Annotated in this window: 26 protein-coding genes; 17 read left to right on the top strand and 9 right to left on the bottom strand. The window is 67.4% G+C overall.

Going from position 1 to position 25,110, the window contains the following annotated elements; all coding sequences use genetic code 11:
* Positions 1-177 precede the first annotated feature (177 nt).
* The 6 genes from rpmB (at position 178) to AC1DIQ_RS09655 (ending at position 6,574) form a co-directional block, all read left to right on the top strand.
* A complete protein-coding gene (gene rpmB, locus AC1DIQ_RS09630) occupies positions 178-414 on the top strand; it encodes a 50S ribosomal protein L28 (protein WP_019185625.1) in 237 nt (78 codons plus the stop codon).
* A 10-nt stretch (positions 415-424) separates the two neighbouring features.
* On the top strand, positions 425-592 hold the full coding sequence (gene rpmG, locus AC1DIQ_RS09635) for a 50S ribosomal protein L33 (RefSeq protein ID WP_172407465.1): 168 nt from the start codon (positions 425-427) through the stop codon (positions 590-592).
* A 161-nt stretch (positions 593-753) separates the two neighbouring features.
* A complete protein-coding gene (cls, locus tag AC1DIQ_RS09640) occupies positions 754-2,172 on the top strand; it encodes a cardiolipin synthase (protein ID WP_121040927.1) in 1,419 nt (472 codons plus the stop codon).
* A 36-nt stretch (positions 2,173-2,208) separates the two neighbouring features.
* Positions 2,209-3,600, top strand: a complete 1,392-nt coding sequence (locus tag AC1DIQ_RS09645; RefSeq protein ID WP_121041341.1) for an FAD/NAD(P)-binding protein — start codon at positions 2,209-2,211, stop codon at positions 3,598-3,600.
* A 63-nt stretch (positions 3,601-3,663) separates the two neighbouring features.
* Positions 3,664-5,853 (top strand): DNA helicase II, encoded by a 2,190-nt coding sequence (gene uvrD / locus AC1DIQ_RS09650; protein ID WP_152152082.1) that lies wholly within the window; start codon positions 3,664-3,666, stop codon positions 5,851-5,853.
* Positions 5,854-6,019: 166 nt separating this feature from the next.
* Positions 6,020-6,574: a hypothetical protein gene (locus AC1DIQ_RS09655; protein ID WP_478049932.1), complete on the top strand. Its 555-nt coding sequence runs from the start codon at positions 6,020-6,022 to the stop codon at positions 6,572-6,574.
* On the opposite strand, the gene AC1DIQ_RS09660 is transcribed toward AC1DIQ_RS09655, so the two are convergent.
* Positions 6,575-6,706 carry a hypothetical protein gene (locus AC1DIQ_RS09660; protein ID WP_282264095.1) on the bottom strand — a complete coding sequence of 44 codons (132 nt, stop codon included), beginning with the start codon at positions 6,704-6,706 and terminating at the stop codon, positions 6,575-6,577.
* A gap of 198 nt (positions 6,707-6,904) precedes the next feature.
* On the opposite strand from AC1DIQ_RS09660, the gene AC1DIQ_RS09665 reads away from it, so the two are divergent.
* The 3 genes from AC1DIQ_RS09665 to AC1DIQ_RS09675 all read left to right on the top strand — a co-directional run bounded on the left by AC1DIQ_RS09665 (position 6,905) and on the right by AC1DIQ_RS09675 (position 8,302).
* Complete coding sequence (locus AC1DIQ_RS09665; RefSeq protein ID WP_259261949.1) at positions 6,905-7,162, top strand: hypothetical protein; 258 nt, start codon at positions 6,905-6,907, stop codon at positions 7,160-7,162.
* Positions 7,163-7,211: 49 nt separating this feature from the next.
* The gene (locus tag AC1DIQ_RS09670) at positions 7,212-7,781 is read left to right on the top strand and encodes a sugar O-acetyltransferase (protein WP_478049933.1); all 570 of its coding nucleotides are present in this window, start codon (positions 7,212-7,214) and stop codon (positions 7,779-7,781) included.
* Between the two features lie 74 nt (positions 7,782-7,855).
* Entirely contained in the window at positions 7,856-8,302 is a 447-nt protein-coding gene (locus tag AC1DIQ_RS09675; protein WP_152152090.1) for a universal stress protein, read from the top strand.
* Positions 8,303-8,342: 40 nt separating this feature from the next.
* Here the strand turns inward: AC1DIQ_RS09675 and AC1DIQ_RS09680 are convergent, their stop codons facing one another.
* Together AC1DIQ_RS09680 and AC1DIQ_RS09685 are read right to left on the bottom strand one after the other, a co-directional pair.
* The gene (locus tag AC1DIQ_RS09680; RefSeq protein WP_121040913.1) at positions 8,343-8,582 is read right to left on the bottom strand and encodes a hypothetical protein; all 240 of its coding nucleotides are present in this window, start codon (positions 8,580-8,582) and stop codon (positions 8,343-8,345) included.
* 83 nt (positions 8,583-8,665) lie between these two features.
* The gene (locus AC1DIQ_RS09685) at positions 8,666-8,947 is read right to left on the bottom strand and encodes a DUF2782 domain-containing protein (protein WP_070470027.1); all 282 of its coding nucleotides are present in this window, start codon (positions 8,945-8,947) and stop codon (positions 8,666-8,668) included.
* A 97-nt stretch (positions 8,948-9,044) separates the two neighbouring features.
* Here AC1DIQ_RS09685 and polA point away from each other — a divergent pair, with 97 nt between their 5' ends.
* Both polA and AC1DIQ_RS09695 read left to right on the top strand, forming a co-directional pair.
* The gene (gene polA, locus AC1DIQ_RS09690; protein ID WP_478049934.1) at positions 9,045-11,816 is read left to right on the top strand and encodes a DNA polymerase I; all 2,772 of its coding nucleotides are present in this window, start codon (positions 9,045-9,047) and stop codon (positions 11,814-11,816) included.
* Positions 11,817-12,174: 358 nt separating this feature from the next.
* Positions 12,175-12,648, top strand: a complete 474-nt coding sequence (locus AC1DIQ_RS09695; protein ID WP_176987812.1) for a DUF421 domain-containing protein — start codon at positions 12,175-12,177, stop codon at positions 12,646-12,648.
* A gap of 48 nt (positions 12,649-12,696) precedes the next feature.
* Here AC1DIQ_RS09695 and hemF read toward each other — a convergent pair whose 3' ends face one another.
* From hemF to AC1DIQ_RS09720, 5 genes are read right to left on the bottom strand one after another with little or no spacing between them, the layout of a single operon-like run.
* Positions 12,697-13,593 (bottom strand): oxygen-dependent coproporphyrinogen oxidase, encoded by an 897-nt coding sequence (gene hemF / locus AC1DIQ_RS09700; protein ID WP_121040905.1) that lies wholly within the window; start codon positions 13,591-13,593, stop codon positions 12,697-12,699.
* A gap of 52 nt (positions 13,594-13,645) precedes the next feature.
* Entirely contained in the window at positions 13,646-15,283 is a 1,638-nt protein-coding gene (locus AC1DIQ_RS09705; protein ID WP_478049935.1) for a hypothetical protein, read from the bottom strand.
* A gap of 51 nt (positions 15,284-15,334) precedes the next feature.
* On the bottom strand, positions 15,335-15,934 hold the full coding sequence (locus AC1DIQ_RS09710; RefSeq protein ID WP_478049936.1) for a hypothetical protein: 600 nt from the start codon (positions 15,932-15,934) through the stop codon (positions 15,335-15,337).
* A 30-nt stretch (positions 15,935-15,964) separates the two neighbouring features.
* On the bottom strand, positions 15,965-16,384 hold the full coding sequence (locus AC1DIQ_RS09715; RefSeq protein WP_478050105.1) for an NUDIX hydrolase: 420 nt from the start codon (positions 16,382-16,384) through the stop codon (positions 15,965-15,967).
* Between the two features lie 28 nt (positions 16,385-16,412).
* The gene (locus AC1DIQ_RS09720) at positions 16,413-18,779 is read right to left on the bottom strand and encodes a S9 family peptidase (RefSeq protein WP_478049937.1); all 2,367 of its coding nucleotides are present in this window, start codon (positions 18,777-18,779) and stop codon (positions 16,413-16,415) included.
* Positions 18,780-19,217: 438 nt separating this feature from the next.
* On the opposite strand from AC1DIQ_RS09720, the gene AC1DIQ_RS09725 reads away from it, so the two are divergent.
* Positions 19,218-20,615, top strand: coding sequence for a cytochrome ubiquinol oxidase subunit I (locus AC1DIQ_RS09725; protein WP_478049938.1), 1,398 nt, complete (start codon positions 19,218-19,220; stop codon positions 20,613-20,615).
* 1 nt (position 20,616) lies between these two features.
* The gene (gene cydB, locus AC1DIQ_RS09730; RefSeq protein ID WP_176987818.1) at positions 20,617-21,630 is read left to right on the top strand and encodes a cytochrome d ubiquinol oxidase subunit II; all 1,014 of its coding nucleotides are present in this window, start codon (positions 20,617-20,619) and stop codon (positions 21,628-21,630) included.
* Positions 21,631-21,895: 265 nt separating this feature from the next.
* Here the strand turns inward: cydB and AC1DIQ_RS09735 are convergent, their stop codons facing one another.
* Positions 21,896-22,909 (bottom strand): chorismate transformation FkbO/Hyg5 family protein, encoded by a 1,014-nt coding sequence (locus AC1DIQ_RS09735; protein ID WP_478050106.1) that lies wholly within the window; start codon positions 22,907-22,909, stop codon positions 21,896-21,898.
* Between the two features lie 135 nt (positions 22,910-23,044).
* On the opposite strand from AC1DIQ_RS09735, the gene AC1DIQ_RS09740 reads away from it, so the two are divergent.
* From AC1DIQ_RS09740 to AC1DIQ_RS09755, 4 genes are read left to right on the top strand one after another with little or no spacing between them, the layout of a single operon-like run.
* Positions 23,045-23,779, top strand: a complete 735-nt coding sequence (locus tag AC1DIQ_RS09740; RefSeq protein WP_478049939.1) for a beta-ketoacyl synthase chain length factor — start codon at positions 23,045-23,047, stop codon at positions 23,777-23,779.
* The gene (locus AC1DIQ_RS09745; RefSeq protein WP_461769687.1) at positions 23,772-24,575 is read left to right on the top strand and encodes a lysophospholipid acyltransferase family protein; all 804 of its coding nucleotides are present in this window, start codon (positions 23,772-23,774) and stop codon (positions 24,573-24,575) included. The genes AC1DIQ_RS09740 and AC1DIQ_RS09745 overlap by 8 nt, the downstream gene beginning before the upstream one ends.
* Positions 24,562-24,822 carry a phosphopantetheine-binding protein gene (locus tag AC1DIQ_RS09750; protein ID WP_478049940.1) on the top strand — a complete coding sequence of 87 codons (261 nt, stop codon included), beginning with the start codon at positions 24,562-24,564 and terminating at the stop codon, positions 24,820-24,822. The genes AC1DIQ_RS09745 and AC1DIQ_RS09750 overlap by 14 nt, the downstream gene beginning before the upstream one ends.
* Before the next feature lie 20 nt (positions 24,823-24,842).
* Complete coding sequence (locus tag AC1DIQ_RS09755) at positions 24,843-25,100, top strand: acyl carrier protein (RefSeq protein WP_019185496.1); 258 nt, start codon at positions 24,843-24,845, stop codon at positions 25,098-25,100.
* The last annotated feature ends 10 nt before the right edge of the window (positions 25,101-25,110 follow it).

Here is a 25,110-nt window from a genome sequence, read left to right on the forward strand (position 1 = left end):
GCGGGCATAATGCGCGGCTCGCTGTGTCCAAAAACCTTTGGATCGGCGGCCGGGAACACGTCATCCGGCCCGCCCTCGACAGCGTAACCCTTTGATTCTCATGACGTGTGGCGGGAAACCGCCGAGGCCGCCGTCGCCCGGGCTATGGGCTGACAACTACTTTTATCGAGGTGCGCAATGTCCCGCGTATGCCAAGTTTCCGGCAAGCGAGTGCAGACGGGTAACAACGTCTCGCACGCCAACAACAAGACCCGTCGTCGTTTCCTGCCCAACCTGCACGAGCGCCGCTTCTGGGTTGCCAGCGAAAACCGCTGGGTCAAGCTTCGTGTTTCCGCGCATGCCCTGCGCACCATCGACAAGAACGGTATCGACTCCGTTCTGGCTGAGCTGCGTTCGCGCGGCGAAAAGGTCTGAGGAGTAAACGATCATGGCAGGCAAGCGCGATAAGATCCGTCTGATTTCGACGGCCAACACTGGCCACTTCTACACGACGGACAAGAACAAGAAGAACACCCCCGGGAAGATGGAATTCCTGAAGTACGATCCGGTCGTGCGCAAGCACGTCCTGTACAAGGAAGGCAAGATCAAGTAATCCGCAAGGGTTCTTGAGCTTCCCGACGAAAAACCCGCCCTCGTGGCGGGTTTTTTGTTGCCCCGGCGACGCACGGTGCCGGGCCGCAGCGGCTGCACCGGTCACCCCGGCGGCACAGCCGCCCATGGCAGAATGCGGTTCCCCTCCCGACGGGCGACGCGATGCTGTTCGAGTGGCTGCTGGGTTCGTGGTTGTTGATGCTGGATTGGCTGATCCGGCTGGCCGCGCTGTTGTGGATTCCCAGCCGCACCACGCCCGGTGCCGCGCGCAGCTGGTTGCTGCTGGTCGGCTTCGTGCCGCTGCTCGGGTTGCCGCTGTATCTGCTGTTCGGCCACCCGTGGCTGTCGCGCCAGCGCGTGCAGCGCCAGGCCGAGGCCTCCCAGGTGATCCGCGAGGAGCAGGCCCTGCAGCCGCCGCTGCGCTGGACGCCCCCACCGGAGACGGCCACCGCCGAAATCGTGCCGCTGATCGAGCGCCAAGGCGATTTCATGCCCATCCACGGCAACGCGGTGGATCTGCTCAATGATTACGACGCCTCGCTGCAGGCCCTGATCGAAGACATCGACCAGGCACGCGAGCGTGTGCACCTGCTGTACTACCTGATGTTCGACGATGCCGTCGGCGAGGCCATCGTGCAGGCGCTGCAGCGGGCCGCCGCACGCGGGGTGCACTGCCGCGTGCTGCTGGATGCAGTCGGCGCCAAGCGTGGGCTGCGCCACTACCGCCACCGTCTCCAGGCCCTCGGCGTAGATGTGCGCGCGATGCTGCCCGGTGGGCTGCGCTGGCGCCGCAGTGGCCGCATGGACCTGCGCAACCACCGCAAGATCGCGGTGATCGACAACCGCGTCGGCTACATCGGCTCACAGAACCTGGCGCGCGCGCAGTTTGTCGCCGGGTTCCCGAACAAGGAGCTGGTCGCGCGCGTGCGCGGGCCGGTGGTGGCGCACCTGGAAGCGGTGTTCGCCAGCGACTGGTACATGGAAACCGGGCAGCGCCTGGATGTGCTCACCGCGGTGCCGGTGTGCTCGGCCGATGTGCCGACCCAACTGCTGCCCAGTGGCCCGGCGTATCCCTTCAGCAACGCGCGCGATGCGGTGAACGCGCTGATCCATCTGGCGCGCCGGCGCATCGTGCTGGTCACGCCGTACTTCGTGCCGGATGAGGCGACCCTGAGTGCGCTGCGCATCGCCGCCTTGTCCGGCGTGCAGGTGCAGCTGATCCTCTCGGCCAGTACCAACCAGCGGTTGACCTCCTGGGCGCAGGAGGCCTACTACGATGAGCTGCTGCGCAGCGGCGTGCGCATCGCGCTGTACGAACCGCATTTCCTGCATGCCAAGCACCTGACCGTCGATGAAGACATCGCCCTGGTCGGCTCGATCAACCTGGACATCCGCTCGTTCGCGCTCAATGCCGAGATCGGCATGCTCTGTTACGACGCCGGCATGGTGCGCCAGCTGGCGCAGATCGAAGCGGACTATCTGGAACAGTCCCGTCCGCTCGATCTGGCGACGTGGCGCCAGCGGCCGGCGTGGAAGCGCAGCCGAGAAGGCATCGCACGGCTGGCCGATGCGTTGATGTAGCCCGCTGTGACGCACGTGGACGGCCGGTCCACGCGCATCGCCTACAATCGATGCATGACTGCGTCCGATACCCACCGCCAGTGTGATCTGGCCATCGTCGGCGGCGGCGCTGCCGGCGTCCTCGTCGCGCTGCAGGCCCTGCGCCATGCTGCGCGACCGTCACGCATCGTGCTGTTCGAGCCGGCTTCGGCGCTGGCCGAAGGCATCGCCTACGCCACGCCTTGGCCTGAGCACCTGCTCAACGTGCCGGCCGGCAAGATGAGCGGGCTGCCCGATCAGCCTGCGGATTTCCTGGATTACCTGATCGACAGCCAGGCGATTGCCGAGGTACCGCGCGAGGTGCTGGCGGACCAGTTCGTGCCGCGCCGCCATTTCGCCGCTTACCTGCGTGAGCGCCTGGAACAGGCGTGCGAGCGCAGCGTGGCGGTGCTGGAGGTGGTCGAGCAGCCGGTGTTCGCGCTGGAGCGGACCGGCCACGGCGTACAGCTGCGGCTCGACGATGACGTGACGTGGCGCGCGCAGCGCGTGGTGTTGGCCTGTGGTAACAGCATGCGTCCGCTGCCGGTACCCGGTGCCGACGCACTGCCGCCCGCGCAGGCGGTGGAGGCCTGGGACTACGACGGCGTGCGTGTGCTGGCCGGCGACGACGACCTGGCCATCGTCGGCTCGGGCCTGAGCATGGCCGACAGTGTGGTCGCCCTGGCCGCCGCCGGTCACCGCGGGCGCATCTACGTGCTGTCGCGCCATGCGCTGCTGCCGTTGCCACACGCCCACGGCGCGGCGGTCACCTTCGATCCGCAGCCGCTGCTGCCGATGTCGCTGCGCCAGCGCGTGCGGGAGCTGCGCGCGCAGGCCGATGCCGCCGTGGCACAGGGCATCCCCTGGCAGAGCGTGATGGACCGCATCCGGCCGATGGGCCAGGCGTTGTGGCTGAGCCTGGGCGAGGCCGACCAGCGCCGTTTCCTGCGTCACGTGGTGCGCTATTGGGACGTGCACCGCCATCGCATCGCCGGATCGGTGCATGCCCAGGTCGCCGAACTGGAGCGCAGCGGCCAGCTGCAGCGCCACCGGGCCCGGCTGGATACGCTGCTGGTGCAGGAACGTGGGTTGCAGCTGCACGGCCGCAGCCCGGACGGTGGCCTGCCGCCCCTGACCGTGGGCGCGGTGATCAACGCCACCGGGGTGGAGACCCGCGCGCTGTCCATGCGCAATCCGCTGATCCAGCAGCTGCTGGCGGACGGGCATGCCCGCCCGGGCCCGCACGGCCTTGGGCTGGAGACCACCGTGGACGACGGTGCCCTGATCGATGGCCATGGCCAGCCGCAGCCTGCGATCCGGGTGGTCGGCAGCCTGCGCATCGGCACCCTGTGGGAGAGTCTGGCGATCCCGGAACTGCGCGTGCAGGCCGAACAGGCCGCGCGCGGCTGAACCCGTTCGATCCGGGTGCCGGGTAACGGCCCGGAGCGCCCCGCCCGAGGGTAAAATGGGGACATGGATGTTTCCCACTTGCTCGACGGGTTGAACCCCGCCCAGCGCGAAGCTGTGTCCGCCCCGCCCGGCCACCATCTGGTGCTTGCCGGTGCCGGTTCCGGCAAGACCCGCGTGCTTATCCACCGCATCGCCTGGCTCAATGAAGTCTGCGGCGTGCCGACCCATGGCATTTTTGCGGTGACCTTCACCAACAAGGCCGCCGGCGAGATGCGTCACCGCATCGACCTGCAGCTGTCGCAGGGCAGCCGCGGTGCCTGGATCGGCACCTTCCACGGCCTGGCCCATCGCCTGCTGCGCCTGCATTTCCAGGACGCCAAGCTGCCCGACAGCTTCCAGGTGATGGATTCGGACGACCAGCTGCGGCTGGTCAAGCGCGTGGTCCAGCAGCTGGAGATCGATGACGGCAAGTTCCCGCCGAAGCAGATCGCCTGGTGGATCAACGAGCAGAAGGACGAGGGCCGCCGCCCGCAGCATATCCAGCCCGAGCCGCATGACGCGTGGCTGGAAACCATGCGCCAGGCGTATATCGCCTATCAGGAGCGCTGCGACCGCGCCGGTCTGGTCGATTTCGCCGAGCTGCTGCTGCGCGCGCATGAACTGCTGCGCGACAACCCGGCGCTGCTGGCGCACTACCGCTCGCGCTTCCGCGAGATCCTGGTGGACGAGTTCCAGGACACCAACGCCATCCAGTACGCCTTCGTGCGCGTGCTGGCCGGCGATACCGGCCACGTGTTCGTGGTCGGCGATGACGACCAGGCCATCTATGGCTGGCGCGGCGCCAAGGTCGAGAACGTCCAGCGCTTCCTGAAGGATTTCCCGGGTGCGCAGACCGTCCGCCTGGAGCAGAACTACCGTTCCACCGCCAACATCCTCGGTGCGGCCAATGCGGTGATCGCGCACAACCCGGACCGTATCGGCAAGGAGTTGTGGACCGACAGCGGCGACGGTGATCCGATCGATCTGTACGCGGCCTACAACGAGATGGACGAGGCGCGTTACGTGGTCGAGCGCGCGCGCCAGTGGGTGCGCGATGGTGGCAGCTACGGCGACGTCGCCGTGCTCTACCGCAGCAATGCACAGTCGCGTGCCTTCGAAGAAGCGCTGCTCTCCGAGCAGGTGCCGTACCGCGTGTACGGCGGCATGCGCTTCTTCGAGCGCGCCGAAATCAAGGACGCGCTGGCGTACCTGCGGTTGATGACCAACCGCAACGATGACGCTGCCTTCGAGCGCGCGGTCAACACGCCGACGCGTGGCATCGGCGACCGCACCCTGGATGAAGTGCGCCGCTTGGCCCGTACCCACGCGATCTCGCTGTGGGAGGCCACCATGCTGACCACCCAGGGTAATACGCTCGCTGCACGTGCACGCAACGCGCTGGCCGGCTTCCTGGTGCTGGTCAACCAGCTCCAGGCCGAAGCCGACACGATGACCCTGGCCGAACGCATCGACCACGTGCTGATGCGCTCGGGCCTGCGTGAGCACTGGTCCAAGGAAAGCCGCAACGCGCTGGATTCGGAATCGCGCGCCGACAACCTGGACGAACTGGTCTCGGTGGCCTCGCGCTTCGTGCGTCGCGAAGATGACGTCGAAGAAACCCAGGACATGAGCGAGCTGGTCGCCTTCCTCGCCTACGCCTCGCTGGAGGCCGGCGAAGGCCAGGCCCAGGCCGGCGAAGAAGGCGTGCAGCTGATGACGCTGCATGCCGCCAAAGGCCTGGAGTTCCCGCTGGTGTTTCTGGCCGGCATGGAAGACGGCCTGTTCCCGAGCGCGCGCTCGCTCGAAGAAAGCGGCCGGCTGGAAGAAGAACGTCGCCTGGCGTACGTGGGCATCACCCGCGCGCGCCAGAAGCTGGTGCTCTGCTACGCCGAATCGCGCCGTATCCATGGCCAGGACAACTACAACGTGCCCTCGCGCTTCCTGCGCGAGATCCCGCGTGAGCTGGTGAACGAAGTGCGCCCCAAGGTGCAGGTCTCGCGCGGCACCTCGCTGGGCGCCAACCGGGTGATGGGCCACGCCGCGCTGGAAGCACCGCCACTCAAGCTCGGTGCGATGGTCAACCATCCCAAGTTCGGCGAAGGCATGGTCACCGACTACGAAGGCAGCGGCCAGCACGCCCGCGTGCAGGTCGAATTCATCGAGGCCGGCAGCAAGTGGCTGGTGATGGCGTATGCCAATCTGACGGTGCTCTGAGTGACGGCCGTCATCCAGTAGTGCCGGCCGCTGGCCGGCAGCTGCCTGCCGCGGCGTTGTCGGGAGCCGGCCAGCGGCCGGCACTACAATGGGCGGCATTCCTTGTCGGGAGCTGGCCCGCGGCCGGCACTACAATGGCGCCATCCTCTTCGAGCAGGCCCCCGCCATGACCGATTCGCCGCTGCACCTCACCGTCAAGTTGAACGCCAAGCTCCAGCCCGAGCATCGCCATGAGCTGTTCGAAGATCCGCTGGATGCGCTGCTGGGCAGTGCCGAGCTGGGCGAGATCACCGGCGGTGGCACCGCGCTGACCGAAGACGGTGAAGTGGACTACGGCGATATCGAGGTCGCGTTGAACGATCCGGCCTCGCTGCCTGGCGTGATCGAGCTGCTGGAGCAGCTGGGAGCGCCGAAGGGCTCGCTGATCCAGCGCGGCGGCGCCCCCGATCAGCCGTTCGGCGTCACGGAAGGCCTGGCGTTGTATCTCAACGGCACCGATCTGCCCGATGAGGTCTACGAACAGTGTGATTCGAACTATGTGTTCGAACAGATCGTCGAGCGCATCGACGGCCACGGCGAGATCTGCAGCTGGTGGCAGGGCCCGACCGAGACGGCGCTGTATCTGTATGGCGCCTCGTTCGACACCCTGTATGCGTGCATCGCCGATCTGCTGGCGAGCTACCCGCTGTGCCAGGGCGCACGCGTGGTGCGTACCGCCTGATCAGCAGTCCGGCGCGTGGCCTGCTGCATAGCGCAGGCCACGGCGCAGCTGCGCCCGCACATTCAAGTCGGCAGACACCGTCGCATCGTGGGCCAGCCCGGTGCACCAGCTGCGGCCGCCATCGACTGGCATGGGCGGTGTCCTTCTCCGTCGTGCGCTGCAGCACAGGCCGCGTATGCCTGCGCTATCCGCGTTGTGGTGGGCCAGGGCGCCTCGCTTCATCCCCGATCGCCCCCGGCTCATCCCGGATTTCACACAGTTCGTCGCGTGCCGCTTGTCGCTCCCCCGGCCGGCGCCCAGAGTCTGCCCCTGTCCGCTGGGAGCGCACTCGTGAACAAGGGAATTCCGTATCTGCTTGCTGCACTGGTTCTGCTGACATGGTCGGCAGGCTGGGCCGAGCCGGTGCTGGCCCTGTTCCAGCACGCGCAGACCTGCCTGGCCGACGGTGGCGACTTCGATCTGCTGCGCCTGCGCTGCCAGCCGCAGCCCAGTGGGGTGTGCATCGGCCAGGCAACACTGTGGTTCTGGCTGAGCGGCATCGTCTTCGCGGTAGTCGCGCTGCTGGGCACGCGTCGCCGCACGCGCTGACAGTCGAACACGCAACCGGCATCATCGGCCTCTGTCTGATGGAGGCCATATGAGTCCGAGTGAAAAGGAAAAGATGCTGTCCGGGCTGCCATACCGCCCCGGGGATCCCGAGTTGCAGGCCGACATGGCCGCGGCCAAGGTGTGGATGGTCCGTTACAACGCCGCCCTGGCCGAAACCCCGGCCGTGCGCCGCGCGCTGTTGCGCGAGCAGCTCGGTGCAGTCGGCGAGGGTGCGGTGATCCGGCCGCCATTCCACTGCGATTACGGCTACAACATCCGCCTGGGGCAGGGCGTGTTCCTCAACTACAACTGCGTGATCCTGGACGTGGCCGAGGTCAGCATCGGCGATGGCACCCAGATCGGTCCGGCAGTGCAGCTGTATGCCGCCGACCATCCGCGTGATCCGCAGGCACGGGCGGAAGGCCTGGAGTCGGCCAAGCCGGTCCGGATCGGGCGCAATGTCTGGATCGGGGGCGGCGCGATCGTGCTGCCCGGCGTCACCATCGGCGATGACGCGGTGGTGGGCGCGGGCAGTGTGGTCACCCGCGATGTGCCCGCAGGCGCGACCGTGGTGGGCAATCCGGCGCGGGGGGTGCCTGCGCGCGCGCGCGGCGATTGATCCAGCTCAAGGCATCGCGTCCACATCGGGTGTGCAATGGTGATGTTCCCATTGCCACCCCAAGGAGCTCTGCCATGTACAAGCGCATCCTGATTGCCACCGATGGTTCGGAGCTGGCCGAGAAAGGCCTGGCCAAGGGCCTGGAGCTGGCCAAGGACCTCGATGCCGAGGTCGATATCGTGACCGTCTCCGAGCCATGGGCGGTCGGCATGTACGACGCGATGGGCTGGAGCGTGGGCTACATGAACACGCCCGAATACAAAGCCGACCGCGAAGAGACCGCGCAGAAGGTGCTGCAGCCGGCCAAGGCCGCCGCGCAAGCGCAGGGCCTGCGTACGGCGACCGTGCACGTGTTGGACCGCTATGCCGCTGACGGCATCATCGATACCGCCACCGAACGCGGCAGCGACCTGATCGTGATGACCTCGCATGGCCGCCGTGGCGTCACCCGCGTGCTGCTCGGCAGCCAGACCGCCGAAGTGCTGGCACGCAGCACGGTACCGGTGCTGGTCATCCGATAACGGGAAAGCGGTAGTGCCGGCCGCTGGCCGGCAATGCCCCTCAATCGCGCAGTTTCAACGTCTGCGATTCATCCAGCGTGCCGTCGGGCTGCAGCACCACATAACGCTCGCCGCTGCGGTCGAACAGCACCGGGATCGGGTCGCGGAACAGCGGGCGGCGCACGAAGCGCAGCTGCCAGCCGAAATGCTCCAGCGTCTCCACTGCCTGGCGCTGCTCTGCAGTGAGGCCGGCGCGCAGTTCAGCCGGATTCGGATCGTGGCGGCGTTCGGGTGTCGTCATCGAGCGTGGGCAAGCGGGGACGGGGGGCAGCGCCTTGCCGGCCCCGTGCGGTCACGGGGCAGCAGTGCGGTCGACGCCCGGGATCACCAGCTGTAGAGCTTCCAGTACACCGGCGAGACGCCGTCCTTGTCGCTGTCCATGCGGCCATCGCCGTTCTGGTCGTACATGTAGAACGGGGCACCGCGCGACGGGGTCACCTTGACCATCCGCAACTGGCCGCCCACCCGGTATTCCTCGATGGTGTCGCCGTTGTCCTGCACCGTCTTGACCACATCGGCGCCAGTGACATCGACCGGGGGCCTGCCGCCGCCGCCGGTGGCACAGCCAGCCAGCGCGAGCACGCCTGCGAGCAACAGAATCTTCATGGGCCGGGAGTCCTTGGGCGAAGAGGGCCTGATTATGCCCGATGGATCGTGAGGCCGGTGCCGACGACGGTCAGGGCCGGGCGCGTAGAATCGTCATATGAGCCGATTAGTCCTGATTGACGGGTCCAGTTACCTGTATCGCGCGTTCCACGCGCTTCCGCCGCTGACCAACGCACACGGTGAACCCACCGGCGCGCTGTTCGGTGTGGTCAACATGCTGCGCGCCACGCTGAAGGAGCGCCCCGAGTACGTCGCCTTCGTGGTCGATGCGCCCGGCAAGACCTTCCGTGACGACCTGTATGCCGGCTACAAGGCCAACCGCCCGCCGATGCCCGACGACCTGCGCCCGCAGATCGAGCCGATGTGCCGCATCGTCGAGGCGCTGGGCCTGAGCATCCTGCGCATCCCCGGCGTGGAAGCCGATGATGTGATCGGCACGCTGGCCCTGCAGGGTCACCGCGATGGCCTGCAGGTGACCATTTCCACCGGCGACAAGGACTTCGCCCAGCTGGTCCGCCCGGGTATCGAGCTGGTCAACACCATGACCGGCAGCCGCATGGATTCGGACGCGGCGGTGATGGAGAAGTTCGGCGTGCGCGCCGACCAGATCGTCGACCTGCTGGCACTGATGGGCGACGCTGTGGACAACGTGCCCGGCGTGGAAAAGTGCGGCCCCAAGACCGCCGCCAAGTGGTTGGCCGAATACCAGCACCTGGATGGCGTGATCGCCGCGGCCCCGACCATGAAGGGCAAGATCGGCGAGAACCTGCGCGCGGCGCTGGAGCGCCTGCCGCTCAACCGCGAGCTGGTCACGATCCGCACCGACGTACCGCTGGAGGTGTCGGCGCAGACGCTGCCGCTGCGCGAGCCGGACGTGCCGTCGCTGAGCGAGCTGTACCTGCGTTACGGCTTCACCCAGGCGCTCAAGGAGCTGGGCGGCCCCGTGCCGGCCCCGGCCGCTGCCAGCGATGCCCCGGTCAGCCTGCGTGGCACCGCGGCCGGCTACGCGCGTGCTACGCCGGATGAGGCGGTGGTGCCGGTCGACCCGGCGCTCTCCGCCCCCGGCGAGTACGAGATGGTGCTGACCAGCGAGCAGCTCGACGCCTGGGTGCAGCGCCTGGCCGATGCCGAGCTGATCTCCTTCGATACCGAGACCGACGCGCTGGACGCCATGCGCGCCAACCTGGTCGGCATCAGCCTGGCGGTCGAGCCGGGCCGGGCCGCCTATATCCCGGTCGGCCACGATTACCCCGGCGCGCCGGCCCAGCTGCCGCCTGAGCAGGTACTGGCGGCGTTGCGCCCGGCGCTGGAAGACCCCTCCAAGAAGAAGCTTGGCCAGCACGGCAAGTACGACCTGCACGTGCTGCGCCGCCACGGCGTGAACGTGCAGGGGTACCACGACGACACCATGCTGGAGAGCTTCGTGCTCAATTCCACCGCCACGCGCCATGACATGGACTCGCTGGCGATGCGCTACCTGGGCTACACCACGATCAAGTTCGAGGAGGTGGCCGGCAAGGGCGCCAAACAGATCTCGTTCTCGCAGGTGGGCCTGGACGAAGCCTGCCGCTACGCCGCCGAAGATGCCGACGTGACCCTGCGCCTGCACCACGCGCTGCAGCCACAGCTGCAGGCCACGCCCTCGCTGGACAGCGTCTACCGTGACATCGAGATGCCGCTGGTGCCGGTGCTGACCCGCATCGAAGCCAATGGCGTGCACATCGACATGGCCGAGTTGCGCCGGCAGAGCCAGGACCTGGGCTCACGCATGCTGGCCGCCCAGCAGAAAGCCACCGAGCTGGCCGGGCGCACCTTCAACCTGGATTCGCCCAAGCAGCTGCAGGCCGTGCTGTTCGACGAGCTGCAGCTGCCGGCGCTGGTGAAGACCCCCAAGGGCCAGCCCAGCACCAACGAAGAGGCACTGGAGGCGATCGCCGAGCAGCACGAGCTGCCGCGGGTGATCCTGGAGTACCGCGGGCTGGCCAAGCTGCGCAGCACCTACACCGACAAGCTGCCGGAGATGATCAACCAGGACACCGGGCGGGTACACACCAGCTACCACCAGTCCGGCGCCGCCACCGGCCGGCTGTCCTCCTCGGACCCGAACCTGCAGAACATCCCGATCCGCACCGAGGATGGCCGTCGCATCCGCCGCGCCTTCGTGGCCCCGCCGGGCCGCAAGATCCTGGCCTGCGACTACTCGCAGATCGAGCTGCGGATCATGGCCCACCTCTCCGAGGACCCCGGCCTGGTGCGGGCCTTCGAGCAGGGCGTGGACGTGCACCGGGCGACGGCGGCGGAAGTCTTCAGCCGCTCCCTGGAGGAGGTGACCTCCAACGAGCGCCGGGCCGCCAAGGCGATCAACTTCGGCCTGATGTACGGCATGAGCGCGTTCGGGCTGGCCCGCAACCTGGGCATCGACCGCGGCCAGGCCCAGGATTACGTGGCGCTGTACTTCAGCCGCTACCCGGGCGTGCGCGATTTCATGGAGCGGATGCGCCAGCAGGCCCGCGAACAGGGCTATGTGGAAACCCTGTTCGGCCGCCGCCTGTACCTGAACGACATCAACGCCCGCAACCAGGGCCTGCGGGCCGGTGCTGAACGGGCCGCGATCAACGCCCCGATGCAGGGCACCGCGGCGGACATCATCAAGCGCGCCATGGTGAAGGTGGACAGCTGGCTGGCGGATCACAGCGACCAGGCCAAGATGATTCTGCAGGTGCACGATGAACTCGTCTTTGAAACCGAAAGTGGTTTCCTCGATACCTTGCGTTTGAAAGTCGTGGAACTGATGTCCTCGGCCGCCGAACTGCGTGTGCCGCTGGTGGTGGATGCGGGCGTGGGCGACAACTGGGATGAGGCACATTGAGGCCTGAATCACAGTCAAAAGGCTGAATTGGTTCAGTGCGCCACGATAATCTGACTGTTGGATGAATGTTTCTGGGAAGAGGTCCGGATTAATTGGGCCCCTTCACGAACTATCAATGTTCGGAGTGCTTTTATAGACCTCGACAGGCGCAATGCCTGTTGTGGATCTCTCCCATCCCCTGGAGCAGATCTCGGAACGGGGGCTCCTCCCCAAGCGCCCGTTCCCCGGCCCCGCTAACCTCCCCCTGGTTGGCGGGGCTTTTTATTTGTGGCGCCGGAAAACGGCCATCCACGCCATCAGGCCATTGCCTCACGCCGGGTGCCGGCCCATGCTGGCCGGACCAGTCCGGGGAGAGGCAATGAGCGACCTGTTTGCATTGGCCATGCCGTGGTGGGAATTCATCCTGCGCGCGGTGGTGGTGTACGCGGTGGTACTGGGGATGGTGCGGCTCTCCGGCAAGCGTGCGCTGGGCCAGATCACCCCGTTCGATGTGTTGCTGATCGTGCTGCTGGGCAACGCGGTGCAGAACGCGCTGCTCGGCGAAGACACCTCCCTGGGCGGCGGGCTGCTGCTGGCGGCGACCCTGATTTCGATCAACTACGGCGTGGGTTGGCTCAGCACGCGCAGCCGGCGCGTGGAAACCCTGGTCGAAGGCGAGCCGATCCTGATCGCCCGCGATGGCAAGGTGCTCGATTCCGTGCTCAAGCGCGAGCTCGTCACCCCGGCCGATCTGGACGCAGCGATGCGTCAGCAGGGCTGCCTGTCCATCGACGATGTCGCCCTGGCGGTGCTGGAGATCAACGGGCACATCACGATCGTGCCGAAGAAATAACGGGGACGGAGGTAGTTAAGCGCGTGCGCTTAACTACCTCCGTCCCCGTTAGAGCCAGTCGCGCGGGACGAGGTAATCCGCCAAACGCGCCTCATCGCTGCCGGCCTCCGGCTGGAAGCCATACTCCCAGCGCACGCGCGGGGGCAGGCTCATCAGGATGCTTTCGCTGCGCCCACCGCTCTGCAGCCCGAACAGGGTGCCGCGGTCGTAGACCAGGTTGAACTCGACATAGCGGCCGCGCCGGTACAGCTGGAACTCGCGTTCGCGCTCGCCGTACGGCGTGTCCTTGCGGCGCTCGACCAGCGGCAGATAGGCATCCAGGAAACCATCGCCGACCGCACGCAGATACGCGAAATCACGCTCGAAATCGCCGTGCAGATCGTCGAAGAACAACCCGCCCACGCCACGCGTCTCATTGCGGTGGCGCAGGAAGAAATACTCATCGCACCAGCGCTTGTGCGCCGCATAGCGCTCTTCGCCGAAGGGCGCGCACAGATCGTGCGCCACCTGATGCCAGTGCCGCACGTCGTCGTCGATCGGGTAGAACGGGGTGAGGTCGAAGCCACCGCCGAACCAGGACGCCACCGCCACGCCATCGCGCTCGGCGCGGAAGTAACGCACGTTGGCATGGGTGGTCGGGAGGTAGGGATTGGCCGGATGGAACACCAGCGAGACGCCGGTCGCGCGCCATGATGCACCGGCCAACTCCGGCCGGTTCGCCGAGGCCGATGGCGGCAGGCGCGTGCCGGCCACATCGGAGAACCCGATCCCGGCCTGCTCGAACACGGCGCCATCGCGCAGGATGCGGGTCCGGCCACCGCCGCCCTCCGCGCGCTGCCAGAGATCTTCGGTGAAGCGGGCCTGGCCGTCGGCGGTTTCAATCGCCGCACAGATGCGGTCCTGCAGGTCGGTCAGATACGCGCGGACGCGGTCGAAGTCGTTCATGGGCGCTACTTTACCGCAGGCCGGTGCACGGCCTGCGTGTGCTCACTGGCGCTCAGTGGCCGCTTTTGCGGGTGCTGCTCTTGCTGTTCTTCGCCGGGACGGGCGCCTCGGCCGGTGCTTCGTCGCCTGCCTCGGCATCGGGCTCGGCTGCCATGCGTTCGGCGATCTGTTCCAGGCCGGCACTGACCTGCATCAGCCCCCAGTTGCGGGTCGCGTGCACATCGCAGGCCACGTGGGTGCCTTTGCCATCCTTGGCACAGATCGAGGCCATCTGCGCGGGCAGCTGCTCGTCACCGGTGTGCTCGTAGACGGTGGCCAGGTTCTCGCAGCCTTCGCGTACGCCGGCGGTGCACAGCGTCCTGTAGAACGGCGCCGCCTCGGCCCAGCGATTGCGCAGCGCCAGCTGATGACCGGCGGCATTGCAGCCCTGCAGCTTGCCCGCCGCACAGCACGCCTGGGCACCGCCCTCGCGGCCCAGCGTCGGGCAATCCTGCGGCAGCGGGGTTTCGACGAAAACCACCGGTGCACTGCACTGCTGGGCTTCGCCGGTGCGCTCGTAGTAGCTGAAGCGGTTCCAGCTGTCCATGCCGATCAGGTTGCCGTTGGCCAGGCGCTTGAACACGAAGTCGTCGCCCTGGTCATGGCGCACACGGATGTCGCCATCGACCAGCCGCGCGCGCAGCTTGCCGCCGAAGCCGCTGTCGATCATGCCGCCATCGCCGAACGGCAGATGGTCCATCAGGCCCTGGCTGGCGACATAGCTGCCGCAGGGCAGGGCGGTGGCTGCCATCGGGGTCAGTGCCCTGGCATCCAGCGTGGTCAGCGGCGCTGCACGCTCACAGGCGCGCGGGTCCTTGCCCACGGTGCACGCACGCTGCAGTGCATCGCGGGCCGGGATCAGGCGGCCGGCGTCCCACAACGCCTCGGCAGCGTTGGCGCAGAACGTGCCGCCGGTCTGTGCCCGGCACAGGGTGGTGATCTCATCGAGCTGCGCGGCCGGCAGCGGTGACGCCTTGGCTGCGCTGAGCCCGCCAAGCAGCGCCTTGGCCAAGGCTTGCCCCATGGCATCGCGCGCGGCCTCCAGACAGGCGGCCTGGTCGTACGCCGCGGACGCGGGTTTGCAGACCTCCGGCTCAGGCAGCTCCGGAGCATCGTCCTGGGTCGCCGCCAGCGTCCTGGCCTCGCGCGCCTCGGATTGGAAATTGGCCAGCAGACGCTTGCAGGCGGCCGGCACATCCTCACGGCACCACTGCCGCAGGCGGTCGTTGCTGGCGAAGAGCGTGTCGTTCAGGCAGGTACCGATCTCGGCCCGGCACGATCCGGGCGGGAACATCGCGGCGGGGCGACAGCTGGCCGCCTTCTGCAGGCGGTACGTATTGAAGCGATCGCTGAGCCGCCGACCGCTGTCTTCCAGGGTCAGCGAGCCGACGCCGCCGTTGTCCAGGTCGGCCAGCTTCAGCTCGTCGCCGAGGCGGCTGAGCACGTACGGCTCCGGTGCCCGCCCGGGAATCTGCCGCACGCCCTCGTTCGCGCTGTGCAGGGTCAGCGTGGTGCCGGTGTCCTCGGACACGAACATGCCGCACACCATCGTCTGCGTTGCCGCGGCCGCCGGCAGGCTGACCGCCGTGAGCAGGGTGAACAGGGTCGTGCGCCAGCCGTGGCGGCGCAGAAGGGGGAGGGAAACAGTCACACGATCATCCTTGCAGGTCGTGCAGCGCACCGTGGCGCTGCGGGAAACATCTCAGCGGCGGAACAGTGCACGCACATCGGGCGCGCACAGGCGCACGATCAGCCAGCCATGCAGCACGGCGAACGCTGCAGCGGTCAGGCCCATCAGTACGCCCCAGATCACGCGCAGTACCCGCAGGTCTCTGCGCAGTTGCAGTATCTCCAGCGAATAGGTCTCCGCCGGAAGCTGCGCCAGCAGGTGGCGGAAGGCATCGTCGACGCCCCAGACCACCACCCCATTGAGCACGGCCGTGATGGCGAGCAGCGCCACGAACGATCCCCACGCCCAGCGCCAGCGCCGCAGCATGCCCCAGCACGCCAGGACGCCCACCAGGCTCGATACGCACAGCAGCACGTTGGCGAGCACCGGGTGGGTGAGCAGCCAATCCACCCAGCCGGGCAGCCAGTGGAGGTTTTCATCGGTCAGCAGCGCCTGCAGCGCCTCCGAGCCCGACAGGGGTATCGCAATCAGTGCCAGCACCGCCCACAGCGCGGCCGTGACCAGGCAGACCAGCAGCACGGACTTGAGCAGGGGGGCGAGAAATCCAGGCGCACCCTCCCCGCTGGGGTGTGGCGTGCAGGAAGGCAATGGCGGGGGAAGCGTCGCTGACATCCGGTGTCCTGGTTGGGCAGGCCGCGACATCTAGGTCGCAGCCACCGCGGTCGCGGCCGCGGGCAGGATATGGTCTGCGCTCAACGGTGCCAAGCGCAGGCCATGCGGCGGGCGCAGCGGCACCCACGCAAGTTCGGCGATTTCCGCCTGCGCGCGCGGCGAACCGGTGACCGTCACCAGGTAAGCATTGGCCCGCACGCGGTGCCCGGTTTCGTGCACCGCCCAGGCCTCGAACCGGCCCAGCGGCACGGCAGTGGCCGGGTCCAACGTGACCCCGAGTTCCTCCTTGAGCTCGCGCGCCAAGGCAACCAACGGTGCTTCACCGGGCTCGGGCTTGCCGCCGGGTTGGATGAAGGTCTCCGAGCCCTGTTTGCGCACCACCAGCACGCGGCCGCCGGCATCGAAAACGACCGCGGCGACGATATCGATCGTCGCCGCGGCGTGCTGCACGTCAGTGGGGACCGACGTCATCGCTGGATTACTTCAGGTTCTCTTCGAACAGCTTGAGGATGCGCTTGTACTGGTCCAGCCAGGAATCGGCACGCACATAGCCGTGGCGTTCCAGCGGGTACGGCGCGATCGTCCAGTTGTCCTTGTGCAGCTCGATCAGCTTCTGGGTGAGGTTGACCGAGTCCTGGAAGAACACGTTGTCGTCCATCATCCCGTGCGCGATCAGCAGGTGATCCTGCAGGCCGTCGGCGTATTCGATCGGCGACGACTTGCGGTACGCCTCCGGGTCGATGTCCGGGGTGTTGAGGATGTTGGCGGTGTAGCCGTGGTTGTACTGGTGCCAGTCGACCACCGGGCGCAGCGCGGCGCCGGCCTTGAACGTGCCCGGCGAGCGGAACAGCGCCATGAAGGTCATGAAGCCGCCGTAGGAACCGCCGTAGATGCCGGCGTGGTCACGGTCGCCCTGCTTGGTGGCGACCAGCCAGTCCAGGCCGTCCTTGTAATCTTCCAGTTCCGGGTGGCCCATGTTGCGGTAGATCGCCGTGCGCCAGTCACGGCCGTAGCCGGCGCTGCCGCGGTAATCCATGTCCAGCACCACGTAGCCCTTCTGCGCCAGCAGGTTGTGGAACATCTGCTCGCGGAAGTAGGCCGGGTACTGCTGGTGCACGTTCTGCAGATAGCCGGCGCCGTGCACGAACATGGCGATCGGGTACTGCTTGCCCGGCTCGAAGGTCTCCGGGCCGTAGTACTTGGCCCAGACCACGCCGGCGCCGTGCTTGGACGGTACCTGCACCAGCTTGGGCTGGATCCACTCGCGCGCCTTGAACTCGGCGGTGCGGGTGTCGGTCAGCACCTTGGCCTGGCCACCGGCGGCGGGCACCACGGCCAGCTGGGTCGGCAGGTAGGCGCCGGAGTAACGCACCAGCAGCTGCTGGCCGTCCGGGGACAGCGAGAAGTCTTCCACGCCGTTGAGCGCGGTCAGCTCACGCACCTGCTTGCTGGCGGTGTCCACCGCGCACACTTCGTAATCGCCCGGCGATTGCTGGTTGCACAGGAAGTAGAAGCCGCGGCCGTCGGCGCTGGGCACCGGCATCGAGGTTTCCCACTTGCCACCGGTCAGTGCCTGCGGCTTGGCCGTGCCCTGCTGGGTGTACAGGTGCGAATAGCCGGATTCTTCGGACAGCAGCCACAGCGTACGGTTGTCGTTGGACCAGCCGAAATCGTTGAAGCTCCAGTTGATCCAGGCGCTGTCGGTCAGGCGATGACGCGTCTCCAGCTTGGCGCTGGACGGGGTCACGCTGGCGATCCAGCGGTCCTTGTTGTCGTTGGCGCGCAGCATGATCGCGGCCTGCTGGCCATCGGCGCTCCAGCGGATGCCGGGCGCGCCAGGGCCACCGAGTACTTCCACCGGGCGGTTGCCCTTCAGGGCGTCCTTGCCGGCGGCCTTGCGCAGCGCGGCCAGCGGGTCGGTGCCGATGCCCGGCAGGCCGTCCAGCGACAGCGGCCTGACCGTGCCGGCCACGGCATCGACCAGCCACAGCGCGTTCGGTTCCGGGTCGTTGCGGCCCACGCGGGTGCGGGTGTCCTCGAACTCTTCGTAACCCGATTCGGTCACGTACTTGGGCATCTTGCCGCCGCGGCCTTCATCGAAGCTCTTCGGCTTGGTGACCACGATCAAGGTGCGCGCATCGGGTGAGAGCACGCTGTCGACGATCTCCACATCCGCGCCCAGATACACCGGGCCCGGCGCGCGGGTGCCATCGGCGCGACGCCAGCTGGCTTCCTGCGCCTTGAGTGCCTCGCGCTGGGCGCGGTCGTTGCGCAGCGTGGCCAGGGTGCGCAGCTGCTGCTCGCGCAGGGTATCGGCCTTGGGCGCGTCGTCCGGATTCTTCTCGGCCTTCAGGCTGGCGACCTGCTGCACGCCGGCGGCGGCGGTCCAATGGAACCAGTTCTGGCCGGTGCGCCAGATCACGCCGCCGTCGCGGGCGAAATTGACCGCGCCGGACTTCTCGGTGCTGCGGGTCAGCTGGCTCAGCGCGCCGCTGCGCAGGTCGCGCACGAACACATCGCCATTGCGCACGAAGGCCGAGCGCTGGCGTGCGCTGTCGTAGACCGGGCTGTCCACATCCAGGGTGCCGCGCTGGTCATCGCCAACCTGTGCGGCCACACCGCCGGCGACCGGCTGGCGGAAGGTATCGCGCACCGGGCTGCCGTTGCGCTTGAGCTGGTACTCCACCTGCTGGCTGTTCCAGGACCACCACGCGCTCTCGACCGGCGGACCGATCCAGTCCGGGTCGGCCATGGCCTGCTCGATGGTGATCGGCGTCGGCGCCGCATGGGCAGCACCGCCGAGGGCGGCGAGCAGCAACAGGGACAACGGCAGCGTTCTGGGCATTGCGGGCGGCACCAATGAGGAAAACCCGGCAAGCGTAGCAGCCGCAAGGGTCGCGGGAAGGGGCCACAGGTCATGGCACCGGCCCATGGCCGGGATCGGCAAAGTCGTCCCGCCAGTGATGCTTCCACGCGCGGCGAAGGGCGATCCCGACCTGCGCCCGGACGGCGCAGGCCTTGCGCTGCCTTGCCCCGCCCCCCGCAGGGCAGCAGCGCGTCGACAGCCCGGAACCGGCTCTACGGTGGCCATGAACCCCGGGGTTCACGGGAGACATCCCTTTCAAGGAGCGATTCGATGTTCAAGACGATCACGCGCGTGACCGTGCTGGCCGGTGCCGCCGCGCCTGCGACAAAGTGAAGCAGCGCGTCACCGGGTCGCATGTGCCTTTCACGGATACAGGCCCAGACTGGTGCGGATTTCAGAGCCAGTCGGAGGCGTCTCTTGGACGCGTTGTTGTTGTCCCGGATCCAGTTCGGGTTCGTCATCAGTTTCCATGTGCTGTTCCCGGCCTTCACGATCGGTACCGCCAGCTGGCTGGCCTTTGTCGAATCGCGCTGGCTGCGCACCGGCAATCCGGTCTGGCGCGAACTGTATTTCTTCTGGCAGAAGATCTTCGCGGTCTCCTTCGGCATGGGCGTGGTCAGCGGCATCGTCATGGCCTTCCAGTTCGGCACCAACTGGCCACGGCTGAGCGAGGTCGCCGGCACGGTGATCGGCCCGCTGCTGACCTATGAAGTGCTCACCGCGTTCTTCCTGGAAGCCAGCTTCCTGGGCGTGATGATGTTCGGCTGGGGCAAGGTCTCGCCGCGCCTGCATTTCTTCTCCACCTGCATGGTGGCGCTGGGCACGCTGGTCTCCACATTCTGGATCCTGTCCTCCAACAGCTGGCTGCAGACGCCGGCCGGTTACGCGATGGTCGATGGCATCGTGCACCCGCAGAACTGGTGGCAGATCGTCTTCAACCCGTCCTTCCCGTACCGCTTGGCGCACATGGCCCTGGGCTCGTTCATCACCACCTGCTTCGTGATTGGCGGTGTGGGCGCGTGGTACCTGCGCAAGGACGTGCACCGCGAAGCCGGGCGCAAGATGCTGCTGGCGGCGGTGGGCTTCGCCGCGCTGACGGTGCCGGTACAGATCTTCGTCGGCGACATGCATGGCCTGAACACCCTCAAGCACCAGCCGATGAAGATCGCGGCGATGGAAGCGCACTGGCATTCCGAAGGCGAGGGCAAGGGCGTGCCGCTGGTGGTGTTCGCGGTGCCCAATGAAAAGGCCGAGCGCAACGACTATGAAATCGCGATCCCGCGCCTGGGCAGCCTGATCCTCACCCATTCGCTGGACGGCACCTTCGATCCGCTCACCTCGGTGCCTGCCAGCGACCGGCCGCCGGTGGTGCCGGTGTTCTTCGCGTTCCGGGTGATGGTCGGGCTGGGCACGCTGATGCTGCTGCTGGCCTGGGTCTCGGCGTTCCAGTGGTGGCGCGGCAAGCTGCTGCAGTCGCGCTGGCTGATCCGGGGCTGGAACTGGATGCTGCCCAGCGGCTTCATCGCGCTGATCTCCGGCTGGTTCGTGACCGAGATGGGGCGGCAACCGTGGGTGGTCTATGGCGTGCTGCGCACGGCCGATGCCGTGGGTCCGCAGAACGCGTGGATGACCGCGCTGTCGCTGGGCGTGTACATCGTCGGCTATGCGTTCGTGTTCGGCTGGGGCGTCTGGTACCTGGTGAAGATCATCCGCACCGGTCCCAAGCCGCATGACCCGGCCCCGGCGCTGGATGCCGGCAGCCACACCCCGGCGCGGCCGCTGTCCGGTGCCGATGAACCGCTGGAGGAGCGCTGAGATGGAGATGACGACCTGGCTGCCGGTGGCATGGTTCGCGGTGATCGGCTTTGGTGTGTTGATGTACGTGGTGCTCGATGGTTTCGTGCTCGGCATCGGGATCCTCGCGCCGATGGCCGAGGATGAGGAGCAGCTCGACATCATGATGAATACCGCCGCGCCCATCTGGGACGGCAACGAAACCTGGCTGGTGCTGGGCGGGGCCGGGCTGATGGCCGCCTTCCCGAAGGCCTACGCCGCGCTCCTGTCGGCGTTGTACCTGCCGGTCCTGTTGCTGGTGGTCGCGCTGGTGTTCCGCGGCGTGGCTTTCGAGTTCCGCTTCAAGGCGCACCGCTCGCGCAAGCTGTGGAGCGTGGCCTTCGGCCTGGGTTCGCTGTTGGCCGCCTTCGCGCAGGGCGTGATCCTCGGCGCACTCGTGCAGGGCCTGCAGGTCGTGGATGGCCGTTATGTGGGCGGCGCCTTCAGCTGGTTCAGCCCGTTCTCGATGTTGACCGGCGCAGCCGTGGTATTCGGCTACGCGCTGCTCGGCAGTACCTGGTTGATCCTCAAGACCGAGGGCCGCGAGCAGACCTTCGCGCGCACCTTGACCCGCCCGCTGGTGGTGGCGGTGATCGTGTTCATGGGCCTGGTGAGCGCATGGTTGCCGTTCCTGGATTCGCGCTTGATGGCGCGCTGGTTCAGCGATGGCAACTTCTGGTGGCTCTCGCCGGTGCCCTTGCTGACGTTGGCGGTCGCCACCGCGCTGTGGCGCAGCGCGATGCACCCCAAGCGCGATCTGCCGCCGTTCCTGTTGACGCTGGCCCTGTTCGTGCTCGGCTTCATCGGCCTGGTGCTGGGCATGTGGCCGTACCTGCTGCCGCCGAGCATGACGTTGTGGCAGGCCGCTGCGCCGGCCTCGTCGCTGAGCTTCAGCCTGGTCGGGCTGGTGATCCTGCTGCCGGTGATCCTGGGCTATACGGCGTGGTCGTACCGGGTGTTCCGCGGAAAGGTGCGGGCGGATGTGGGGTATCACTGAGGAAAGCGCGGTGGCTATTCCCGGTTCCGTGTGGGCGAGGGCGGTCAGACCCTGCCCGGACGCGCCGTAAACCCATCCATGGGGGCTCGTGAGCGGCATCCATGCCGCTCCAACGGTCCCGGCAGGGTCTGGCCGCCCTCGCCCGGCAGAGTCTGCGTCGTCGGTTGGAAAAAGCCAACCGTAAAAGAAGGGTCAAAGGCAGCCGACCAGCGGTCGGCACTACAGGGGCCTGCAGCCGGCGAAGGGAACGACAGCCGCCGCGAACTCAGCCGTGCAGCCCCTCGATCTCCACCAGCAGCTCCGCACGGCACACTTCGGCGTGCAACACCACGAACGGCGGCGCCGTCGGCAGCGCCGCCATCTGCGCCGTCACCGCCGCCATATCCTCCGCGCGCCGCACATACACCTTCAGCACCGAGGTCGAACCCAACGCCGGCGACAGCGACGGCCGCTGACCGCGCGCCGTATCCACCAGACTCTGCAGATTCCTCAGCGTCTCCCGCAACTGCTCATCCACCGCCCCCGTGTGCTGCGACACATGCCCCACGATCGCCGCCGTCCCCGACTGCAGCAACGGCAGGCCTGTGGCCAACGGCGGCAGCAACGCCCGCGAAAAACTCGGCGACTGCGGCCCGTACTGGCGTGGATAACGGAACGCGCTCACCTGGCGCGGATTCTCCAGCGGCAGGCCCGGCTCGCGCGCCGCCAGCCAATACACCTGCAGCCGGCGCTCACCGTCGAAACGACCAATGCAGGTCGCCGCCGGCAGTCCGGCTTCATCCAGTTCACGCAGGCCCCGCACGCGGCCCACGCAGAAACGTCGGTAGCGTTCATCGTCGCCATCGCCCTCGGTCACCGCGTCCAGATAGTTCCAGGTGCGCAGCAGATGCGGATAGCCGCAGCGCGACAGGAACGCGCTCATCCGCGCGTAGGCCTCGGCCGCAGCCGACTCGATATCGCTGTCGACCTCGTCGATCTCCAGCACCCCGAACAGCAGGCCGTCGGTGTGCGACCAGCGCACCCCATCGGTGGTGCCGTGCGCGACCGGCGTGCCGCCACGCCAGACCTCGATCTGCGCCGGGCCCTGCTCGGCCAGCGGTACCTGCAGCCAGCGCGGGTCATCCAGCGCGGCGTGGCGCAGGCCGAAGCCGAACACGGCCAGCGTCTGCGGGTCGGCCAGCGCGGCATCGCGCTGCGCGGCCGGGACGTAGGCCACATGGAACAACGCAGGTCCGGAGGAGGGAATAGCGACTGCCGGAGCTGTTGCGTTGTCGATCATGTTGCTCATTTCAGGATGTGAATGCTGCCAGTGCCGAGAGTGTCATGATAGCGTGCGCTCCTTTCTCGGTACCGCCACCGGTGCCAGGCGATGTCGACGGCCTTCTCTTGGTACCCATCCATCACGTTGGCGGGAATGATTGAGTTTTCTGTAATTGATTGGGCGGCGTGGGCGCCGGGCATCACCACCCGCGAGCAGTGGCAGGCGTGGGCGAAGGCCCCCTGGCTGCCAACCGGTGAGGACACCCCGGCACTGTCCGAAGTGCCGGCCATGCAGCGTCGCCGCATCGAGCGGCTGGGCCGCATGGCGATCCAGACCGCCTGCTGGTGCGAGCAGCCTGACGACGGTGGCCAGGTGCCACTGGTGTTCGCCTCGCGGCATGGCGACGTGGCCCGCTCGATGGAACTGCTCAATACCCTGAGCGCGGACCAGCCGATGTCGCCGACCGGCTTTGGTCTTTCGGTGCACAACGCGATCGGCGCCCTGTATTCGATCGCCCGTGGGCATCGGGGAAACTATCTGGCCCTCGCCGCCGGCCGCGCCACCGTCGAGACCGCCTGCATCGAGGCCTTCGGGCTGCTGGCCGATGGCGCGCCGGAGGTGCGTCTGGTGGTCTATGAATCCGCCTTGCCGCCGGTCTACGCGGGTTTCGCCGACGAACCCGACCCGTTCTTCGCGTGGTGCTGGCGGCTGGGGCCGGCCGACGGTCCGGGCACCCGGCTGTCGCTGGGCTGGGGCGACGGTGGTGAAGACCGCCCCTCCGAGGCGCTGCCACATGGCCTGGACGTGCTGCGCTTCCTGCTGGCCGGTGAACCGGCGCTGGCGCTGGACGCCGATGGCCAACGCTGGGCCTGGCAACGCCATGGCTGAGCGCTGGCCGGCCCGGATCAACCATGCCTGGCGGGTGCTGGGGACAGGGCTGAGCTTTGCCGCCTTCGGGATCGGGGGGCTGGTGCTGGGCGGTCTGTTGTTCCTGTCGTTGCTGCTGATCCGCGAGCCGGTGCGCCGGCGCGTGTTGGCACGCCGCCTGGTCCAAGGCAGCTTCGCCACCCACGTCGGCCTGATGCACCGGCTGGGGCTGATGACCTATGAGATCCGCGGGGGCGAACGCCTGCAGCGCAACGGCCTGCTGATCCTGGCCAACCACCCGACCCTGATCGACGTGGTGCTGCTGATCGCCCAGCTTCCCAATGCCGATTGCGTGGTCAAGCAGGCCGTGGCGCGCAATCCGTTCATGCGCGGCCCGGTCCGGGCCGCCGGCTACGTCTCCAATGATGACGGGGCGGGGCTGGTGGATGACTGCATCGCCGCGGTCCAGGCCGGCGGCAACCTGGTGATCTTCCCGGAGGGCACGCGCACCGTGCCGGGCCAGCCGCTGCGCCTGCAGCGCGGGGCGGCCAACATCGCGGTGCGGGGCCGGCTGGACATCACGCCGGTCCGGATCACCTGCACCCCGCCGACCCTGACCAAGGGCCAGAAATGGTATCGTGTGCCATCACGGCGATTTCACGTTCAGCTGGAAGTCGGGGAGGATCTCCCGATTGCCCCGTTTCTGAACGAGATCGGCGATGCGCCCAGGGGGGATGCCTTGGCCGCCCGGCGTGTGACCGATCATCTTGTCCATTACTTCGACTTCGCTGGAGACCCGACCCGTGCAAGCACTTGAGCACGAGATCAAGGAATTGATCATTTCATCGCTTTCACTGGAAGACATCACTCCCGAAGACATCGATGCCGCCGCGCCCCTGTTCGTTGAAGGGCTGGGCCTGGATTCCATCGACGCGCTGGAACTTGGATTGGCCCTGCAGAAAAAGTACGGTGTCAGCCTGTCAGCCGATTCGGAAGAGACCCGTCGCCATTTCTCCAGCGTGCGTGCCCTGAGCGAGTTTGTCGCCGCACGCCAGCCGTCCTAACGGCGCGTCAGGATTTACCCATGACCAAGAACGAACTTTTCGAGCGCATCGTCAAGATCCTCAAGGACAGCTTTGAGATCGAGCCGAGCCGTATCACGCCCGCGGCGCGGCTGTATGACGACCTGGACATCGACAGCATCGACGCGGTCGACCTGATCGTGCAGCTCAAGCCGCTGCTCGGCCGCAATCTGCAGCCGGAAGCGTTCAAACAGGTGCGCACCGTGCAGGACATCGTGGATGTGGTGCACGGGCTGTTGCCCGGTCAAGCGGCCGCCTGACGGCCATCGC

Source organism: Stenotrophomonas sp. 05L413 (assembly GCF_056397945.1).

What these genes read in the sequence shown, in the direction of transcription:
- rpmB (WP_019185625.1), top strand. Translation starts at nt 178, where the DNA reads ATGTCCCGCGTATGCCAAGTTTCCGGCAAGCGAGTGCAGACGGGTAAC.
- cls (WP_121040927.1), top strand. Translation starts at nt 754, where the DNA reads ATGCTGTTCGAGTGGCTGCTGGGTTCGTGGTTGTTGATGCTGGATTGG.
- uvrD (WP_152152082.1), top strand. Translation starts at nt 3,664, where the DNA reads ATGGATGTTTCCCACTTGCTCGACGGGTTGAACCCCGCCCAGCGCGAA.
- AC1DIQ_RS09655 (WP_478049932.1), top strand. Translation starts at nt 6,020, where the DNA reads ATGACCGATTCGCCGCTGCACCTCACCGTCAAGTTGAACGCCAAGCTC.
- AC1DIQ_RS09660 (WP_282264095.1), bottom strand. Translation starts at nt 6,706, where the DNA reads ATGCCAGTCGATGGCGGCCGCAGCTGGTGCACCGGGCTGGCCCACGAT.
- AC1DIQ_RS09670 (WP_478049933.1), top strand. Translation starts at nt 7,212, where the DNA reads ATGAGTCCGAGTGAAAAGGAAAAGATGCTGTCCGGGCTGCCATACCGC.
- AC1DIQ_RS09675 (WP_152152090.1), top strand. Translation starts at nt 7,856, where the DNA reads ATGTACAAGCGCATCCTGATTGCCACCGATGGTTCGGAGCTGGCCGAG.
- AC1DIQ_RS09680 (WP_121040913.1), bottom strand. Translation starts at nt 8,582, where the DNA reads ATGACGACACCCGAACGCCGCCACGATCCGAATCCGGCTGAACTGCGC.
- AC1DIQ_RS09685 (WP_070470027.1), bottom strand. Translation starts at nt 8,947, where the DNA reads ATGAAGATTCTGTTGCTCGCAGGCGTGCTCGCGCTGGCTGGCTGTGCC.
- polA (WP_478049934.1), top strand. Translation starts at nt 9,045, where the DNA reads ATGAGCCGATTAGTCCTGATTGACGGGTCCAGTTACCTGTATCGCGCG.
- AC1DIQ_RS09695 (WP_176987812.1), top strand. Translation starts at nt 12,175, where the DNA reads ATGAGCGACCTGTTTGCATTGGCCATGCCGTGGTGGGAATTCATCCTG.
- hemF (WP_121040905.1), bottom strand. Translation starts at nt 13,593, where the DNA reads ATGAACGACTTCGACCGCGTCCGCGCGTATCTGACCGACCTGCAGGAC.
- AC1DIQ_RS09710 (WP_478049936.1), bottom strand. Translation starts at nt 15,934, where the DNA reads ATGTCAGCGACGCTTCCCCCGCCATTGCCTTCCTGCACGCCACACCCC.
- AC1DIQ_RS09720 (WP_478049937.1), bottom strand. Translation starts at nt 18,779, where the DNA reads ATGCCCAGAACGCTGCCGTTGTCCCTGTTGCTGCTCGCCGCCCTCGGC.
- cydB (WP_176987818.1), top strand. Translation starts at nt 20,617, where the DNA reads ATGGAGATGACGACCTGGCTGCCGGTGGCATGGTTCGCGGTGATCGGC.
- AC1DIQ_RS09735 (WP_478050106.1), bottom strand. Translation starts at nt 22,909, where the DNA reads ATGATCGACAACGCAACAGCTCCGGCAGTCGCTATTCCCTCCTCCGGA.
- AC1DIQ_RS09740 (WP_478049939.1), top strand. Translation starts at nt 23,045, where the DNA reads ATGATTGAGTTTTCTGTAATTGATTGGGCGGCGTGGGCGCCGGGCATC.
- AC1DIQ_RS09745 (WP_461769687.1), top strand. Translation starts at nt 23,772, where the DNA reads ATGGCTGAGCGCTGGCCGGCCCGGATCAACCATGCCTGGCGGGTGCTG.
- AC1DIQ_RS09755 (WP_019185496.1), top strand. Translation starts at nt 24,843, where the DNA reads ATGACCAAGAACGAACTTTTCGAGCGCATCGTCAAGATCCTCAAGGAC.